At 64.1% G+C, this 16,508-nt stretch carries 14 protein-coding genes; 4 read left to right on the plus strand and 10 right to left on the minus strand.

Going from position 1 to position 16,508, the window contains the following annotated elements; translation table 11 throughout:
- Positions 1-105: 105 nt before the first annotated feature.
- Both V3W40_RS34150 and V3W40_RS34155 read right to left on the minus strand, forming a co-directional pair.
- Positions 106-1,812 carry an amidase gene (locus V3W40_RS34150; protein WP_330216495.1) on the minus strand — a complete coding sequence of 569 codons (1,707 nt, stop codon included), beginning with the start codon at positions 1,810-1,812 and terminating at the stop codon, positions 106-108.
- A gap of 56 nt (positions 1,813-1,868) precedes the next feature.
- Positions 1,869-2,654, minus strand: a complete 786-nt coding sequence (locus V3W40_RS34155; protein WP_330216496.1) for a helix-turn-helix domain-containing protein — start codon at positions 2,652-2,654, stop codon at positions 1,869-1,871.
- A gap of 82 nt (positions 2,655-2,736) precedes the next feature.
- Between V3W40_RS34155 and V3W40_RS34160 the strand changes: the two genes are divergently transcribed.
- Positions 2,737-3,057 (plus strand): DUF2834 domain-containing protein, encoded by a 321-nt coding sequence (locus V3W40_RS34160; RefSeq protein WP_330216497.1) that lies wholly within the window; start codon positions 2,737-2,739, stop codon positions 3,055-3,057.
- 47 nt (positions 3,058-3,104) lie between these two features.
- On the opposite strand, the gene V3W40_RS34165 is transcribed toward V3W40_RS34160, so the two are convergent.
- The 3 genes from V3W40_RS34165 to V3W40_RS34175 are packed head-to-tail and all read right to left on the minus strand — an operon-like array spanning position 3,105 to position 6,039.
- Positions 3,105-4,028, minus strand: a complete 924-nt coding sequence (locus tag V3W40_RS34165; RefSeq protein ID WP_330216498.1) for a sugar ABC transporter substrate-binding protein — start codon at positions 4,026-4,028, stop codon at positions 3,105-3,107.
- A 35-nt stretch (positions 4,029-4,063) separates the two neighbouring features.
- Entirely contained in the window at positions 4,064-5,197 is a 1,134-nt protein-coding gene (locus V3W40_RS34170) for a phytanoyl-CoA dioxygenase family protein (protein WP_065928040.1), read from the minus strand.
- Positions 5,197-6,039 (minus strand): SDR family oxidoreductase, encoded by an 843-nt coding sequence (locus tag V3W40_RS34175; protein ID WP_065928041.1) that lies wholly within the window; start codon positions 6,037-6,039, stop codon positions 5,197-5,199. The genes V3W40_RS34170 and V3W40_RS34175 overlap by 1 nt, the downstream gene beginning before the upstream one ends.
- Positions 6,040-6,161: 122 nt before the next feature.
- Between V3W40_RS34175 and V3W40_RS34180 the strand changes: the two genes are divergently transcribed.
- Both V3W40_RS34180 and iolG read left to right on the plus strand, forming a co-directional pair.
- The gene (locus V3W40_RS34180; RefSeq protein WP_065928042.1) at positions 6,162-7,187 is read left to right on the plus strand and encodes a LacI family DNA-binding transcriptional regulator; all 1,026 of its coding nucleotides are present in this window, start codon (positions 6,162-6,164) and stop codon (positions 7,185-7,187) included.
- Between the two features lie 35 nt (positions 7,188-7,222).
- Entirely contained in the window at positions 7,223-8,227 is a 1,005-nt protein-coding gene (gene iolG / locus V3W40_RS34185; protein ID WP_330216499.1) for an inositol 2-dehydrogenase, read from the plus strand.
- Here the strand turns inward: iolG and V3W40_RS34190 are convergent.
- A complete protein-coding gene (locus V3W40_RS34190; protein ID WP_027608507.1) occupies positions 8,215-9,378 on the minus strand; it encodes a GGDEF domain-containing protein in 1,164 nt (387 codons plus the stop codon). The genes iolG and V3W40_RS34190 overlap by 13 nt on opposite strands.
- 110 nt (positions 9,379-9,488) lie before the next feature.
- Complete coding sequence (locus V3W40_RS34195; RefSeq protein WP_330216500.1) at positions 9,489-10,700, minus strand: MFS transporter; 1,212 nt, start codon at positions 10,698-10,700, stop codon at positions 9,489-9,491.
- A gap of 97 nt (positions 10,701-10,797) precedes the next feature.
- On the opposite strand from V3W40_RS34195, the gene V3W40_RS34200 reads away from it, so the two are divergent.
- On the plus strand, positions 10,798-11,619 hold the full coding sequence (locus tag V3W40_RS34200; protein WP_330216501.1) for an AraC family transcriptional regulator: 822 nt from the start codon (positions 10,798-10,800) through the stop codon (positions 11,617-11,619).
- On the opposite strand, the gene V3W40_RS34205 is transcribed toward V3W40_RS34200, so the two are convergent.
- The 3 genes from V3W40_RS34205 to V3W40_RS34215 all read right to left on the minus strand — a co-directional run bounded on the left by V3W40_RS34205 (position 11,576) and on the right by V3W40_RS34215 (position 16,478).
- Positions 11,576-14,185: a bifunctional diguanylate cyclase/phosphodiesterase gene (locus V3W40_RS34205; RefSeq protein ID WP_330216502.1), complete on the minus strand. Its 2,610-nt coding sequence runs from the start codon at positions 14,183-14,185 to the stop codon at positions 11,576-11,578. The genes V3W40_RS34200 and V3W40_RS34205 overlap by 44 nt on opposite strands.
- Positions 14,186-14,289: 104 nt before the next feature.
- Positions 14,290-15,459, minus strand: a complete 1,170-nt coding sequence (locus V3W40_RS34210; protein WP_330216503.1) for an MFS transporter — start codon at positions 15,457-15,459, stop codon at positions 14,290-14,292.
- Complete coding sequence (locus V3W40_RS34215; protein WP_074846947.1) at positions 15,456-16,478, minus strand: alpha/beta hydrolase; 1,023 nt, start codon at positions 16,476-16,478, stop codon at positions 15,456-15,458. The genes V3W40_RS34210 and V3W40_RS34215 overlap by 4 nt, the downstream gene beginning before the upstream one ends.
- Positions 16,479-16,508 lie beyond the last annotated feature (30 nt).

Here is a 16,508-nt window from a genome sequence, read left to right on the forward strand (position 1 = left end):
ATCCAAATGTGGGAGGGGGCTTGCTCCCGATGGCAGTGGGTCAGCCACAGATGCATCAACTGACACTCCCACATCGGGAGCAAGCCCCCTCCCACAGTGAAGCAGTTAGTTTGTCGCCAGCGGCGGCGTGCGCGGCGGGATCAGGCGTTTGCTGCCGGTGGCTTCATACGCCGCCGCAAACCGCAGCAATGCCGAATCATCGTAGGCGCGCCCGGCAAAGGTCAGCCCGACCGGCATGCCGATGTCCGCCATCACGCCCATGGGCACGGTAACGGTAGGCACGCCCAGGTGGCGGATGGCGAGGTTGCCGTTGGCCACCCACACACCGTTGCTCCAGGCAATGTCCGCACTGGCTTCGTTCACATCGGCATCCGCAGGGCCTACATCGGCCACGGTGGGGAACAGCACAGCGTCGAGGCCGAGCTTATCCATCCAGTCTTCCAGGTCGATCCGCCGGGTTTGCTCCAGGCCGCGCAGGCCATCGGGGACGGTGCTGATCTCGTTCCACGGGGTGATGCCACGCTCGGCCATGCGCACGTACTCGTCCATGCCGGCGGCCAGGTCGTCCTCACGGTTGGGCAGGGTGCCGGGGTCGTGGGGGAAGATTTTCGGCCCGTCCACATCGGCCAGGCGGTTCAGGGCCGGGTCGTTGTTGGCGCGCAGGAAATCATCGAAGGCCCAGGCCGACAGTTCCCACAGTTCATCGTGCAGGAATTCCCGGGACACCAGGCCACGGGTAAACACGGTCGGCGCGCCTGGGCGGTCGCCTTCGCAGTTGGACACCAGTGGGAAGTCGACCTCGATGACTTCGGCACCGGCGGCTTCCAGCGCCTGGCGTGCGTCTTTCCAGAGGTCGATCACGCTGGCACGGGTGTTTATCTTCTGCCCGGTGGGGCCGCCGATGCCGGGCTTCTTGCTGGTGCCGGCCTCGGGGTCGGCGTTGATGTACATGCGCGGCACGCCGAAGCGTTTGCCGGCCAGGGATTCGGCCGTCGCCGCCAATTCAGGGTAAGACGCCGGGCGCACCGAGGCGACGCTGGGGATCGGCACCCACGGCTGCAGGCGCCACAGGTCTCCACGGGTGTGCGGGTCTTCAGCCACTACCACGTCGAGCACTTCCAGCAGGTCGGCCATGGTGCGGGCGTAGGGAACTACCACGTCCATGGTCGGGGTCAACGGCCAGTTGCCGCGCACCGAAATCACCCCACGGGACGGGGTGTAGGCGCACAGGCCATTGTTGGACGCCGGGCCACGGCCGCTGGACCAGGTTTCTTCCGCCAGGCCGAAGGCGGCAAAGCTGGCGGCGGTGGCGGTGCCGGCACCGTTGGACGAACCGGAGGCGAACGGCGCGGTGAGGTAGTCGGCGTTATACGGGCTTTCCGCGCGGCCATACACGCCGCGCTGCATGCCGCCATTGGCCATCGGCGGCATGTTGGTCTTGCCCAGGCAGATGGCGCCACCGGCGCGCAGGCGCTCGATGGTGAACGCATCGCGCTGGGCGACCAGCTTGGCGAAGGCCGGGCTGCCGGAGGCGGCGGTCAGCCCCTTGACCAGGTAGCTGTCCTTGGCGGTGTAGGGAATGCCATCCAATGGCCCCAAGGTTTCGCCCTTGGCCCGACGTGCATCGGAGTCTTGGGCTTCCTTGAGGGCTTCGGGGTTACGCACGACGACGGCGTTGAGGGCGGTAGCGGTCTGCGGGCCGTCGTAGGCATCGATCCGTGCGAGGTAAGCCTGCACCAGTTCAACGGCCGTGGTCTGGCCGGATTCGAGCGCCGCGCGCAATTGGGCAATGGAGACTTCGGTAACTTGCATGACGTTTTCTTCGCCGCCTTAAGTTGAGGTATGGCGGCAGTCTACGTACAGATATTTCACAAAACCAGTGCGGCATTTTCCCCATGGGCGGCACGCATCACCTGCCAGGTGGCGTCGTCTGCGGGAATCAGATGTTCGATACGCAGGGAGGCGAGGGTGATGTCCTGGGGCATGCCGAAGGTGGTGAAGGTGGACAGAAAGCTCAGCTCGCCCTGGCTGGTATGCACGCGGGTCAACACCAGCGGCGGCATTTCAGGCGGCGGCGTGGTGTGGGCGGGGGCGGGCAGGCTCTCCAGTAGAGCGGCCAGCACAGGGTTGTCCAGCGCCTCGCGGCTTGCCCGTTGCCAGGCCAGGGTGCGGATTTCTTCGGCGTTGACCAGGTGGTCGCCCAGGCCGCCGGGTTGCAGCAGGGTGGTCAGCAGGTTCAGGCCTTCCAGCGGCGGCGTGACCCCCGCCAGTGCCAACAGCGCGCCGGTACTCGCATTCGCCGCCAGCACTTCCCAGTGGCTGCCCAGCAGGATCGCCGGGGCCGGGTTGTTGGCGTGCAGGACATGGCTGACCGCCTCGCGAATTGCAGCCATGGCCGGGGAGGCGAGCGGGGTAGCGGTATAGCGGGGCGCGAAGCCGGCGGCGAGGAATACGCGGTTGCACTGCTCCAGCGGTGTTTCCAGTGCGCTGAGCAGGTGATGCAACGTACCTGGGCTCGGCTTGGCGCGGCCGGTTTCGAGGCAACTGAGGTGGCGCTGGGACACGCCGGTGATCAGGGCCAGGTCAAGTTGGCTCAGACCAGCCTGTCGGCGTAGCTGGCGCAGATGTTCGCCGGCAGTAGCGGGGTTATCCATGGCGTGACTATGACCTCCGAGGTCATTGCGAGGGGGCAACCTTATCACTAGGGTGGGCTTCGATCACGTCAAGGAACAGACCATGCACAAACCTTATCTGGCCCTCGCCGCTCTGCTGGGTTTTTCGCTGTACACCCTGTTCACGCTGCTCACGGCCGAGCAATCGTTGCTGGCCTTCGGACAAGAGTTGATATCGCGCCCGGACACCGCGCAGGTCGTCATCGACCTGTACCTGATGGCCGTGCTGGCCTGTGTGTGGATGTACCGGGATGCACGGGCGCGGGGGCGGTCGCTGGCGTCGGTGCTGCCGTACTTCTTGCTGACGGCTGTGTTCGTGTCGGTGGGGCCGTTGCTGTATATCGTCGTCAATGGGGTTGTGCGACGCGCAGAACGTCAGGACTGACGGGTCTACTTGTGGCGAGGGAGCAAGCCCCCTCGCCACGATGAAGTTTATGGGTTGAGGAATGCCTGGTAGTTGTCCTTGGTGATCTGCTGATAAGGAATGGTCAGCTCGGCGTCATACGGCTGTTTCTTGACCATCTTCACCGCCAGGTCAATCGAGCCCACGGCCTGCCCCTTGTTGTCCTGATACGCCGTCACCAGCAACTGGCCTTTCTTCACTGCGTCCAAACCGGCCGCGCCGCCATCGCTGCCGGCCACCAGAATATCCTTGCCGGGCTGCATGCCGGCCTGGCTGATCGCCATGGCCGCGCCAATCGCCATTTCATCGGCATTCGCCGCCACGGCGTCGATTTTGCGCCCGGACACGATCCAGTTGTTCATCAGGTCAATTGCCTTGCTGCGCTGCCATTCGGCACTCTGCTCCTCGACGATCTTTATACCCGGATAGTCCTTGAGCACGTTCTTGACCCCCTGCGTGCGGTTGTGGGTGGCGTTGTTGGACAGCAGCCCGAGCATGATCGCCAGGTTGCCTTTGCCGCCCATTTTCTCGGCCAGGTAGCGCATCTGGATTTCACCGGCCTTGATCTCATCCGAGCCGACATAGCCAACCCCTGGCGGTACTTCCTTGAACTCGGGGCGGCGGTTGATGTACACCAGCGGGATCCTGGCCTGTTGGGCATTGACCGTCATTTTCTGGGTGGCGGCGGTGTCTACGGCGTTGACGATAATTGCGTCCATGCCCTGGGCGGTGAAGTTCTGCACCTGGTTAAGCTGGCGCACCACGTCGCCCTGGGCGTCTTCGAATTGCAGGGTCACGCCGGGCAGTTCCCGGGCGTGGGCGGCCATGTAGTCACGCATTTGCGCGAGAAATACGTCGTCGACCTGGGCGATGCTCACGCCGATCCGTATATCGGCCAGCGCCCAGGGGGTGATGGCGAGGGTCAAGAGTGCCGCAAGGAGTTGCTTCTTCATGGTTGTGCTCCGTTGTTTTTGTTGTTGTTAAAACATCACGCCTGGCGCTTGGCCCGCAGTTGCGCCACGGCCGCGGCGAAGTCCTCATACGCCCAGCGTTCGTCGAGGGCCTGCAGCATGAGTTGCTGCCCGGTTTGCGGGGCCAGGCCCTGCAAGGGTGGGTCGGTGTCGAGGTTGGTGGGGAAGGCATAGCCGTCGGCGGTGCAGGCCACCACCGCTGCAATCGCCTGGGCATCCAGGGCCGTGTTGGCCAGCAGGACCGGGTACACCGCCAGCATCATGCGGTCGCGGTCGAGGGCTTCCATGGGCTTGCCGAAGGCCGAGGAGATTTGCAGCAGGTTGGCCATGCGCTGGTGGCCGGCCGTGCGGTTGGTGCCGGCGGCGTGGAACAGCGCCGGGTTGAAAAACAGCAGGTCGCCCTTGTCCAGCGCCAGTTGCACGGCGTGCTGCTGGAAGTGCTCGATAAATTCGGGGCGCCGCCAGGCCAGGTAACCCAGGGCGTATTGCTGGGAAAACGGCAGCAACTGGGTGGGGCCGCTTTCCAGCGGCATCGCCGAGTGGGCCACTGCGCCCTGCAACGTCAGGTACTGGGACAGCACATGCAAGGGCAGGGGAAAGCGCTCCACCACCTCGGTGGTCTGGAAGCCCAGGTGATAGTCGCGGTGCGGCTGTTGCGCCTGGCCGCCGGGGTGCACCACGTTCACTTGCGCCGTTACCTGATAGCTCGGGCCCAGCCATGCCTCGGCGATCAGCCCCAGCAGCGGGTTGGCGTAATACTCCACAAAGGATTGCGGCGACTGTAGCGCGGCCTTCTGCAATGAATTCCAGATACGCCCGTTACTGCCGGCCTTGGCAAAATGGTCGGCGGCCACGCCTTGGGCGGCCTCCTGGGCAAAGATCGCCTCGAACACCTGGCTGTGGCGATCCACCACTTCCAGGTCCTCATAGGCGCGGCGCACCACCATCACGCCCGGTCCATCGCGAAACAAACGGTGCAGTTCATTCATCACCGTGTGGCGGTCGCTGTTGCGCAAGGTGCAGGCCTGATAGACCGGCACGTTGCCGAGCACTTCCGCAGCCAGGGGATAGTCCTCGGCACGCGCCTGTTGCGCGCAAATCCGCTTGAAATCCTCAATGCGTACATCCTGCAGTGTCACAAATGCCGACATTACTCACCTCCCAGGCTCAGGGCATTGAAGGGCTGCGGGCTGCCGCTGTCGGTGCAGCCGACCACGCCTTGCTCCAGGTCGATCACCGCGCCGGTCATCATCCCCGACTCGCGCGACAGCAGGAACGCCACGCTTTGCGCCACCTCTTCGGGCTTGAGCAGGCGGCCGAACGGCTGCGCGCGTTCCGCCTCAGCCAGCCAACCGTCCTGGGCGCCGTGGTACTGGCGCTGGATCTGATCCTCATGGGGCGTGTCCATCCAGCCGATGTTCAGGCCGTTGACGCGGATCCGGTTGCGCAGCGCACTGAACGCCACGTTCCTGGTCAGGATCGCCAGCGCACCTTTGGACGCCGCATACGCGCAAAGGAACGATTGACCACCATGCCCGGTGATGCTCTGGATGTTTACCACGGCGCCTTCCACGCCCTGGCTGATCATCAATTTCAACGCGTCCTGCATCAGGAAAAACGGCGCCCGCACATTCACCGCCATCAGCCGATCGAACAGCTGCGGCGAGGTGTCGACAATGGTGCCGCGGTCCGACATCCCGGCGCAGTTCACCAGGCCATGCAGGGTGCCGAAGTGGGTGCGCGCGGCCTCGATGATCGCGCGGCAATCCTCGACCTGTTCAAGGTCGGCCTCGACAAAAAACGCCTGGCAATCCAGCTGCGCCAACTGCCGCACCTGTTCTTCGCCCTGGGCGCGGCGCCGCCCGCAAATGATCAGCCCGGCGGCGCCGCGTCGCGCCAGGGTGTGGGCCACGGCGGCGCCCAGGCCCTGGGTGCTGCCGGTGACGACAAAATATTGGCCGTTGAACGTACTGGCGAGGTCGGCTTGAGGCATGGGGTTCTCCTGGATTGTTGTTGTTTTGATTGCCCGGCTCGACGCCGGACAAAACTGAGACTAGCATTGCAAAACCTCAGTAATACCTAAAAAAGACCTCATAAACACCTCAGGCGAAACCCATGCTCGAACGCGCCAAACACTTCTCCATCAAGCAACTCGCGACCCAGGCGGGCGTGAGCAAGGCCACGGTCGACCGCGTGCTGCATCAGCGCGGCAGCGTGCACGGCCAGACTCGTCGACGTATCGAGCAGGCGCTGGATGAGCTGGAGTCCCAGGAAAAAAACGGCCTGGCGGTAGGGCGCACCTTCCATGTCGACGTGATCATGCACACGCCCCAGCGCTTCAGCGCCGCGGTGCAGGCGGCGATCACCGCGCAACTGGCTAGCCTGGCGCCGTTTCGCATCGCCCCGCGTTTTCACCTGTTCGAAGAAATCGAACCCCAGGCCATGCACGATCAGTTGCTGCGCTGCCTCGACACAGGCAGCCAGGGCGTGGTGCTCAAGGCCGCCGACGAACCGGCGGTGAACCAGGCCGTCAAGCATCTGATCGCAGCGGGCATCCCGGTGGTGACCCTGGTGACGGACTTGCCGCAAAGCGAGCGCATCGGCTACGTCGGCATGGACAACCGCACCGCCGGCCAGACCGCCGCCTACCTGATGTCGCGCTGGCTGCCGGCGTTGCCCCAGGACGTGGCGGTGGTGATCGGCAGCGAGTTGTTCCGTGGCGAGGAGGAGCGCGAGATGGGCTTTCGCGCCTGGCTGCGCGGGCGAGCCCCCCACCTGCGGGTGCTGGACGTCAGCGGCGGCTATGGCGTGTACCCGCGCACCTTCGAGCGGGTCACCCAGGCGCTGCAACAGCATCCCGGCCTCAAGGCGGTGTACAGCGTCGGCGGCGGCAACCGTGCGATTGTCGACGCCTTCGCCGCCCTGGGTCGCCCGCTGGAGGTGTTTATCGGCCACGACCTCGACGAAGAAAACCGCCAACTGCTGCTGGACGAAAAAATCGCCGCGATCATCGACCACAACCTGCAGATCGATGCCCGCCACGTGTTCCTGCACATCCTGCACTACCACCGGTTGTGGAAGGCCGGCCCGATTGCGCCGTCACAGGTGCAGATCGTCACCCCGTTCAACCTGCCGGACTGAGCACTCCCCCAAACAACAAGATCAGGAGTTCAACCATGCTACGTATCGCTGTTCTAGGTGCCGGGCGCATCGCCAGGATCCACGCCGCCAATGTCGCCGCCCACCCGAATGCCACGCTGGTGCTGGTGGCCGATCCCTGGCGCGAAGGCGTCGATGCCCTCAGCCGCCAACTGGGCTGCGAGGCGGCCTACGATTGCGCCGCCGTCCTCACGCGCAAAGACATCGACGCCGTGGTCATCGGCACCCCCACCGACACCCATATCGACCTGCTGTTGGCGGCGGTCGCCCAGGGCAAGGCGGTACTCTGCGAGAAGCCCATCGACCTCGACATCGCCAAGGCCCGCAGCGCCGCCCAGGCCGTGGAGCGCCAGGGCGGCAAGGTGATGCTCGGCTTCAATCGCCGTTTCGACCCCGACATGCTGCGCCTGCGCCAGGCCCTGGATGCCGGCCAGATCGGCGCAGTGCGCCAAGTGATCATCACCAGTCGCGACCCAGGCCTGGCCCCGCGGGACTACCTGGAACACTCCGGTGGCATCCTGCGCGACATGACCATCCACGACTTCGACACCGCCCGCCACCTGCTCGGCGAAGAACCGGTGGAAGTCAGCGCCATCGCCAGCCGCCTGGTGGACCCGAGCCTGGAACAGATCGACGACTACGACAGCGTGATGGTCCTGCTGCGTACCGCCTCCGGCAAGCAATGCCATATCAACTGCTGCCGCCAGGCGGTATACGGTTACGACCAGCGCGTGGAAGTCTCCGGCGCCCTTGGCGTGCTGCTCACCGACAACCATCGCCCCAGCACCCTGCGCCACTGGAGCGCCGACCACACCGAAGCGCTGGAACCGTTGCAGCATTTCTTCCTGGAGCGTTACGCCGATGCCTATCGCAATGAGCTGACCCGGTTTATCGATGCGCTGAACAACGGCCAGGCACTGCCCACCAGTGTGCGCGACGGGTTGTATGCGCTGCATCTGGCCGATTGTGCGTTGGAGTCGGTGAGGACGGGGAGGTGCGTGGCGGTCAGTTACGACCTGTAGGCCCCCGTCCGATCCACCAACCGAATGCTGTCCCGTCCGCCACGCTTGGATTCATACAGCGTGGTATCTCCCTGTTCGATCAGCGCCGCCAGGCTGGCCGGCGGCTGGTCGAACAGGGTGGCGCCGATGCTCAGGGTCACCGGCGCGGGCGTGGCAAAGGTTTGTGCGGCCAGTTGCTGGAACTGCTCGCGCAGGCTGCTGCCCAGTTCGACGATCTGCTCGGTCGAGGCCGGGTTAAGCAGGATCACAAACTCATCACCGCCCAAACGTGCGGCCAGCGCGCCTCGGGGCACGACTGCGCGAATCATCTCGCTCAAGGCGATCAGCACACGGTCGCCGGCGGTATGGCCGTGGAGGTCGTTGACCGACTTGAAGTTGTCGATATCGATCAGCAGCAGTGCGCCCGGTTGTTGCGCCGACACCTGGGCCAGCAGGCGCGGCGCGCGCAGGTCGAGGGCGCGGCGGTTGTAGAGGGCGGTGAGCGGGTCGCGGGCGGCGAGGCGGGCGATCTGCTGTTCGCGGCGGTAGCGTTCCGAGCCGGTCATCGACAGCGCAATCAGCATGATCGCCATGGCGCCTTCCACCAGGGACACCTGGATGATCTCGCCCTTGAACGCCGCAAGGTCGATCAAGGTGCCGGGGATCACCACCGACAGCGCCTTGGCCACGTAGAACATGCCGTGGACCAGCAGCACATAACGCAGTTGCACCGCGCCGATGCTCAATGATCGGCCGTGGGGCCGCAGCAGGAAACTGGCGCGCAGGGTCGGCAGCGCGACCAGCAGCGACTGCACGCCCAACATGGCTTTGGACCACGGCAGGTCGGTCGGGAGCATCAGCATGCCCAGCCACACGGCCAGCAGCAGCCACCACCGCGGCGACAGGCGTACCTGGGTAAAGCGCGCGACCCCGAGCAAGAACAGGCAGTGCGCGGCCACCAACAAGCCGTTGGCAAACCAGATGCCGATGAGCAGGTAGCCATTGATGCGCAGCAGGGCCAAGGTGGAGCCGACGGTGATGGTGGCGAAACCGGCGCTCCAGAACAGCAGCGAAGGTTCGCGTACGCTGCGCCATTCTATGGCCAGGTACAGGGCAGCAGCGGCGGCCAGGGCAACGGTGAGTGCCAAAATCGTAGGAGGGTCGAGCGTCATTTCGTGCCGGGTCTGCCTGGGTGTGCGTTGAGGCTGGGGATTGTAAGCGCACACGCAGGTTTTTCAGAGCCCAAAGGATAATGGCATACAGCCATCCGATGATCGGCGGTCTAGACGCCTTTGGTCGACGGCAGCAGTATCGTCAGGATGCCCACCAGTGGCAGGAATGAGCACAGTGTGTAGACGTACTCGATGCCGTGGCTGTCGGCGAGCAGGCCGAGCAGCGCCGCGCCGATCCCGCTGAAGCCGAACATCAGGCCGAAAAAGATCCCGGCGATCATGCCGACATTGCCGGGCACCAGTTCCTGGGCAAACACCACGATGGCCGAGAACGCCGAGGCGAGGATGAAGCCGATCACCACGCTGAGCACGGCGGTCCAGAACAGGTCGACGTAGGGCAGGGCCAGGGTGAACGGCGCGGCACCGAGGATCGAGAACCAGATGACTTTCTTGCGCCCGATCCGGTCGCCGATCGGCCCGCCCGCGAAGGTGCCCACGGCCACTGCACCGAGGAACAGGAACAGGTACATCTGAGAACTCGATACCGACAGGTGGAATTTTTCAATCAGGTAGAACGTGAAGAAGCTGGTCAGGCTGGTCATGTAGAAGTATTTGGAGAACACCAGCACCGCCAGCACCACCAGGGCAAACGTCACGCGGCCTTTGGACAAGCCGTGGGTGGCTTTGCCGCCTTGCTTGAGCTTGAACAGGTTGAGGTGGTTGCGGTACCAGCGGCTCAAGCCGTACAGCACCAGGATCGCGAACACGGCAAACAGCCCGAACCAGGCGATGTTGCCCTGGCCGTAAGGAATGATGATCGCCGCCGCGAGCAACGGCCCCAACGCGCTGCCGGTGTTGCCGCCGACCTGGAAGGTCGATTGCGCCAGGCCATAGCGCCCGCCGGAGGCCAGGCGTGCGACGCGCGAGGTTTCCGGGTGGAAGGTCGATGAGCCGACGCCCACCAGGGCTGCCGCCAGCAGGATCGCCGGGAAGCTGCCGACAAACGCCAGCATCAGGATGCCGACCAGGGTGCAGACCATGCCCGCCGGCAGCAGCCACGGCTTGGGATGCCGGTCGGTGTGGTAGCCGATCCAGGGTTGCAGCAGCGAGGCGGTCAGCTGGAACGTCAGGGTGATCAGGCCGACCTGGGTAAACGTCAGGCCGTAGTTGGCCTTGAGCATCGGGTAGATCGACGGTAATACGGCCTGGATCAGGTCATTGATCAGGTGCGCCAGGGCACAGGCGCCGAGGATACGCATGACTAACGGGCTTACTTGGGGCGGACTCGAGGTGGCGGCAGGTGATGCGGTCAGGGTCGACATGCAGGCATTCCATACAAGGCAGCGAAGAGGGGCAGGGAGTACTTGAGCAGGCTGCCCATTTCAATTTGTTTCAGAGCTTATGCTAGATTCGTCAGGAATGCCTGTCTCGCGTAATTCGGGAGGCAACCATCGTAAAAAGGGCGAAATGATCAAATCACTGGATAAATTTTTGCAGGAAATCGATGAGGGCGACTGGGCTGTCATCAGTTCGGCCACCGATTATCCGGAAAACTGGGTGATCCCCGACCACAGTCACGAAAAGCATCAATTACTCTACGCCACCGAAGGCGTGATGGTGGTGCATTCGGCGCACAACCAGTGGACGGTACCGCCCAACCGCGGCTTCTGGATGCCCTGCGGGCACGTGCACTCCCTGCGCTGCGTGGGCGCCCTGAAAATGCGTAGCGTGTTCGTGCGCCCTGACAGTTTCCCCAACCTGCCGACCGAGACCAAGGCGGTGAGTATTTCGCCGCTGCTGAGCGAGCTGATCAAGGCCTCCGTGAGCTTGAAACCGCCCTATGCCGAAGACTCCCGCGATGCGCGGATCATGCACCTGATCCTCGACGAGCTGGCGCTGTTGCCGGCCTTGCCGCTGTCGCTGCCGCAACCCGCCGACCCGCGTATCCAGCAGATCTGCCTGGCGTGGCAGGAGGACCCGGGCGATGCCTCCACCGTGGCGGATTGGAGCGAGCGCCTGGCCCTCGACCAGAAAACCATCCAGCGCCTGTTCCGCAAGGACACCGGCATGACCTTCGGCCAATGGCGCCAGCAGGCGCGGCTGCTGCTGGCATTGGAGCGTATCGCGGTGGGGCAGAAGATTATCGACGTGGCCCTGGAGCTGGGCTACGAAAGCCCGAGTGCGTTTACCAGCATGTTCAAGAAACAGTTTGGCAAGACCCCGAGTCATTTTTTCCGCTGACGTCGGCGCAGTAGTCGTCCAGCAAGCCGTTGAATGCGTCGATATCCAGCGGTCGGCTGAGGAAGTAGCCCTGGCCTTCTTCACACGCCACGCTTTTGAGCATGGCCAGGTGCTCAGCGGTTTCGATGCCTTCGGCCGTGACCGTCAGGGCAAGGGCACGGCCCAAGCCGACAATGGCTTGGATAATCGCCTTGTCATCCTCGCTTTCCTCCAGTCGGGTGAGGAAGCTGCGGTCGATTTTCAGACCATCGAACGGGAACGCCCGCAGGTAGCTGAGGGACGAATAGCCGGTGCCGAAGTCATCCATGGCAATGCGGATGCCCAGTTGCTTGAGCGTGCGCATCACCTCAAGTGCGCCGACGGCGTCCTCGAGCATGACGCTTTCGGTCATTTCCACCTCAAGGCGCGCAGGGTCGATACCCGAGGCGTCCAGGGCGTGGCGCACGCGCTCCACCAGGTTGCCGCGCTTGAACTCGGTGGGTGACAGGTTCACCGAGACGAACAGCGTGTCGGGCCACTGCGCCGCGCACGCACACGCGGTTGCCAGTACCCAATCACTCAGCGCCAGGATCAGCCCCGATTCTTCGGCAATCGGAATAAAGGTGTCCGGGGCGATCAGCCCGCGTACCGGGTGCTGCCAGCGCACCAGGGCTTCGGCCCCGACCATCTGCCCATCGGCGATGCGATAGCGCGGCTGGAAGTGCAGGCGCAGTTCGGCGTGCTTGATCGCAAAGCGCAGATCGCTCTCCAGGCGCCGCCGCTCGATGATCCGCGTATTCATGTCCCCGGAGTAAAAGCGCCAGGTATTGCGCCCGGCCGCCTTGGCCTCATACAGCGCGATATCGGCGTAGCGCAGCAGTTCGGTGGCATCGCGGGCATCGGTGGGCGCCAGGGCAATGCCGATACTGGCACTGATAAACACCTCTTGTTCGTCTATTTTGATCGCCTGCTCGATGGACTCGATCAAGCGCAGGCACAGGCTTTCGACTTCATCCTGGCTGCCGGCGTCGCTGAGGATCAGCACAAACTCATCGCCGCCGACGCGAGCCACCAGGTCGCCGTGGCGCACGCAGGCGGCCAGGCGGCCGGACACTTGATTGAGCACCCGGTCACCGGCGGCGTGGCCGAGCAGGTCATTGACCGGCTTGAAGCGGTCCAGGTCGAGGCTGAGCATCACCAGCGGCTGCTCGGTGCCGGGCAGGGTCTTGAGTTTGCCGTCCAGGAACGCCTGCAGGCGTGTGCGGTTGGGCAGCCCGGTCAGGGCGTCGTGTTGAGACAGGTACTCGATGCGCCGACGTGCTTCGACTTCTTCGGTCACGTCGGTGGCCGTACCGCGAAATCCGCCACAGGGCATTTCCCGGGCCGACAGCCGGGTTGTGCGCTCCTGTCCCTGGGCATCGATATAGCAGCATTGCACACTGATGTCCACGCGCCGGCCCGGAGTGCTCAGCCACTGCGACAGCAGGTCGGCCTCGGTGTCCAGCAGGTCGCTCATGGCCGCACCGAGCCAGGCTTGCCGGGTCAGGCCGGTGACGCTTTCGAAACGCTCAGACAGGTAGGTAAAACGCCAGCCGACATCGATTTCCCAGACCCAGTCCGAGCTGGCCTCCACCACGTCACGAAAGCGCGCCTCGCTGGTGGCCAGGGCGGCCTGGCTGTCCAGCAGGGAGGTGTGACTGGCATCCAGGGCGAGGGCGGCGGCGGTGGCGCGACGCAGAATGACCCAGGTCATCAGGCACACCAGCAGCGCGGCCAACCCCAGCAGCGGCAAGCCTACGCTCATCAAGCGCAGGCCGGGTCGCGCAGGTTCCCAATGCAGGCTGCCGGCGGCGCCGTTATCGCCAAGGGGGAAAACCAGGGTCTGGCCGATGTCATCGGGCGTGGCCACATGCAGCTTGCCCACGCCGAAGTCATCGCCGATCGCACTCAGCTTGGCGCTGTTGAGAACGTCGACGAAGATCAATACCGAGGCCGGCCGGCCATCGGGCTCTACCGTGGGATCGGTGCCGGGCGTGATCGCGGCGGCGGCCACCAGTGCCGGGCTGCCGCGTACATTGATGAACGCCGTGACCGGTGTTTCGTTTTCAGCCCCGGCACGCGCCTGCTCGATAATTTCGGTCAGGGGCTGGTCGAGCCACTGCGAGAGCTCGACGCTTTGCAGCGCGCCCTTGATCACCGAGTAGACCGTGCGATTGTCGTTATCGACCACGAACAGGCCTTGGAAACCGAAGTCCTGATACAGCGTGGCGCCGACGTTGCCGCGCGCGTAGGCCCAGTCGCTGTCCACGGTCATGTGCAGGTGCTTGTAGGCATCGCTCCAGAAGGCGTAGTCCTTGACGGTCACCCGCAGGGACTTCTCCAGGGATTGCACGGCTTTACGCGTATAAAACGCGCTTTCCTGCTGTTCGGAGTGATCCAGTTCGTGCGCGAGGTAAACCAGGGAGTAGGCGGCGGCGGCAAAGACCAGGGCCAGCAACGCCACGAAATTGAACAGCGACGTGCGCGCCAGCGACAGGCTGGTGCGATTGGAGAGTTTGCGCACAATGGGGGCGAGAGAGTTCGGCATTATTTCCCGCAGGACGTCGCTGCAAGTAAGGGATATGCCTGGGTATCGGCTGTCTGGGCAAAATAATTAGCGCTTCAGCGCCGTGCGCCCACATGGGTTTGCCTTCACCGGAACGCTGTCGCCGTACTTGCGGCCCAGGCGAGTATCGCCGCCATGCACAGTAGCGCCGCGCTCAAGGCAAACGTCGCCTGGTAGCCCGACAGGTCAAACACCACACCGCCCAGCGTTGCCCCGGCGGCGATTGCCAGTTGGATGATGGCAACCATCAAGCCGCCCCCTGCCTCGGCATCCTCAGGCAGGGTTTTTGCCAGCCAGGTCCACCAGCCCACCGGCGCGGCGGTGGCTACCAGGCCCCACACACAGAGCAGCGCGCCGGTGATAACGGTCGAGCTGCCGAATGCGACCAATGCCAGGGCGATCACCGCCATCAATACGGGAATGGCGATCAGCGTGGGGTACAGGCTGTTCTTCAGGACACGCTCGATCAGCAGTGTGCCGGCCAATCCGGCCAGGCCGAGCACCAGCAACATCAACGACAGCAGCGACACACCCACCTGGGTAACACCTTCCAGAAACGGCCGCAGGTAGGTGAACAGCATGAACTGGCCCATGAAAAACAAGCTGATGGCAAGCATGCCCAGGGCCACCGGGGCGCGCTTGATCAAGCGCAACAGGTTGCCGTTGTCGGCCTGGCTGCGGGGCGTGATCGACGGCAGGCTCAGCAGCAGCCACAGCACCGCGACCACGGCCACCGGCACCACGCAGAAAAACGCGCCACGCCAGCCGATCAAACCACCGAGGAAACTGCCCAGCGGTGCCGCGATCACGGTTGCCAGTGCGTTACCGCCATTGACGATAGCCAAGGCGCGCGGCACCTGGCCCTCGGGCACCAGGCGCATGGCAGTGGCTGCCGACAGCGACCAGAAGCCGCCGATGGCAACACCGATCAGGGCGCGGCCGAGCATGAAGATCAGGTAGTTCGGCGCGAATGCCACCACGCTGCCGGAAACGATCATCAGCAAGGTCAGCGCGACCAGCAGGCGCTTGCGATCCACGCGCGCCGCCACTCGGGCGATCACCAGGCTGGTGAGCAAGGCAAACAGGCCCGACACCGAAATGCCCTGGCCGGCCTGGCCTTGGCTGATACCCAGGTCGGCGGCCAGCGGGGTCAGCAGGCTGACCGGCATGAACTCCGAGGCGACCAGGGCAAAGGCCGCCAGGGACAGGGCGAAGACTGCGCCCCAGCGGGGCGCGTGAGGGGTTATCGAGATCACTTCAAGTGACTTTTGAAGAAGCTGGTGAGCTTGGCGAAGGGGATCAGGTTGACCCGGTCGTAGAGGTCCACGTGGCCGGCGTTGGGGATGATCACCAGCTCCTTGGGCTCGGCGGCACGGTGGTAGGCGTCTTCGCTGAACTCGCGGGAGTGGGCATCGGCACCGGCAATCAACAGCAACGGGCGAGGGGAAATGGTCTCGATATCGTTGAACGGATAGAAGTTCATGAACTTCACGTTGCTGGTCAGCGTCGGCATGGTGGTGGTCTGCGGCGACGCGCCGGCCGGTGTGACTTCACCGCGCGGTGTGCGGTAGAAATCGAAAAACTCATCGCCAATCGGGTTGCCGCTCCGCTTGAGCGGCGTGCCGCTGGTGTAGAGGGTCTCGCCGCCCTGGAATTCCACGTAACGCTGGTTGGCCGCCTGCACCAGCACCTGCCGGCGTTGTTCCGCTGTCATGCCGTGCTTGAGGCCGTTGCGGTTGGCGGCGCCCATGTCGTACATGCTGACCGTGGCAATGGCCTTGAGGCGTGGGTCGATCTTTGCCGCCGCGATGGCAAAGCTGCCGCTGCCGCAGATGCCGATTACGCCGATGCGCTCACGATCGACCAGCGGCCGGGTACCGAGGAAGTCCACGGCGGCGCTGAAGTCTTCGGCGTAGAGGTCGGGCAGCACCGCATTGCGTGGTGTGCCTGCGCTTTCGCCCCAGAACGACAGGTCCAGCGACAAGGTGACAAAGCCCTGTTCGGCCATTTTGGTGGCGTAGAGGTTGGCGCTCTGTTCCTTGACGGCGCCCATCGGGTGGCCGACGATCAGCGCGGCATTTTTCGAGGCCGGGGCGAGCTGTTTGGGCACGAACAGGTTGCCCGCCACCGGCATGCCGTATTGATTGTTGAAGGTGACTTTTTCGACGGACACCTTGTCGCTTGTGTAGAAGTTGTTTGCACCGTTGGACATGTCGGCTCCCAGAGAAGAGAACGAAATCACCAGCAGACTCAGGGTGAGCAAGAGGCTTTTCATGGATGGATCCTTGAGAAGGGGGGCGGCACA

Origin of the sequence: Pseudomonas sp. AM8 (assembly GCF_036346475.1) — a bacterium.
In the GTDB taxonomy this organism is placed as follows: Bacteria; Pseudomonadota; Gammaproteobacteria; order Pseudomonadales; family Pseudomonadaceae; genus Aquipseudomonas; species Aquipseudomonas marginalis.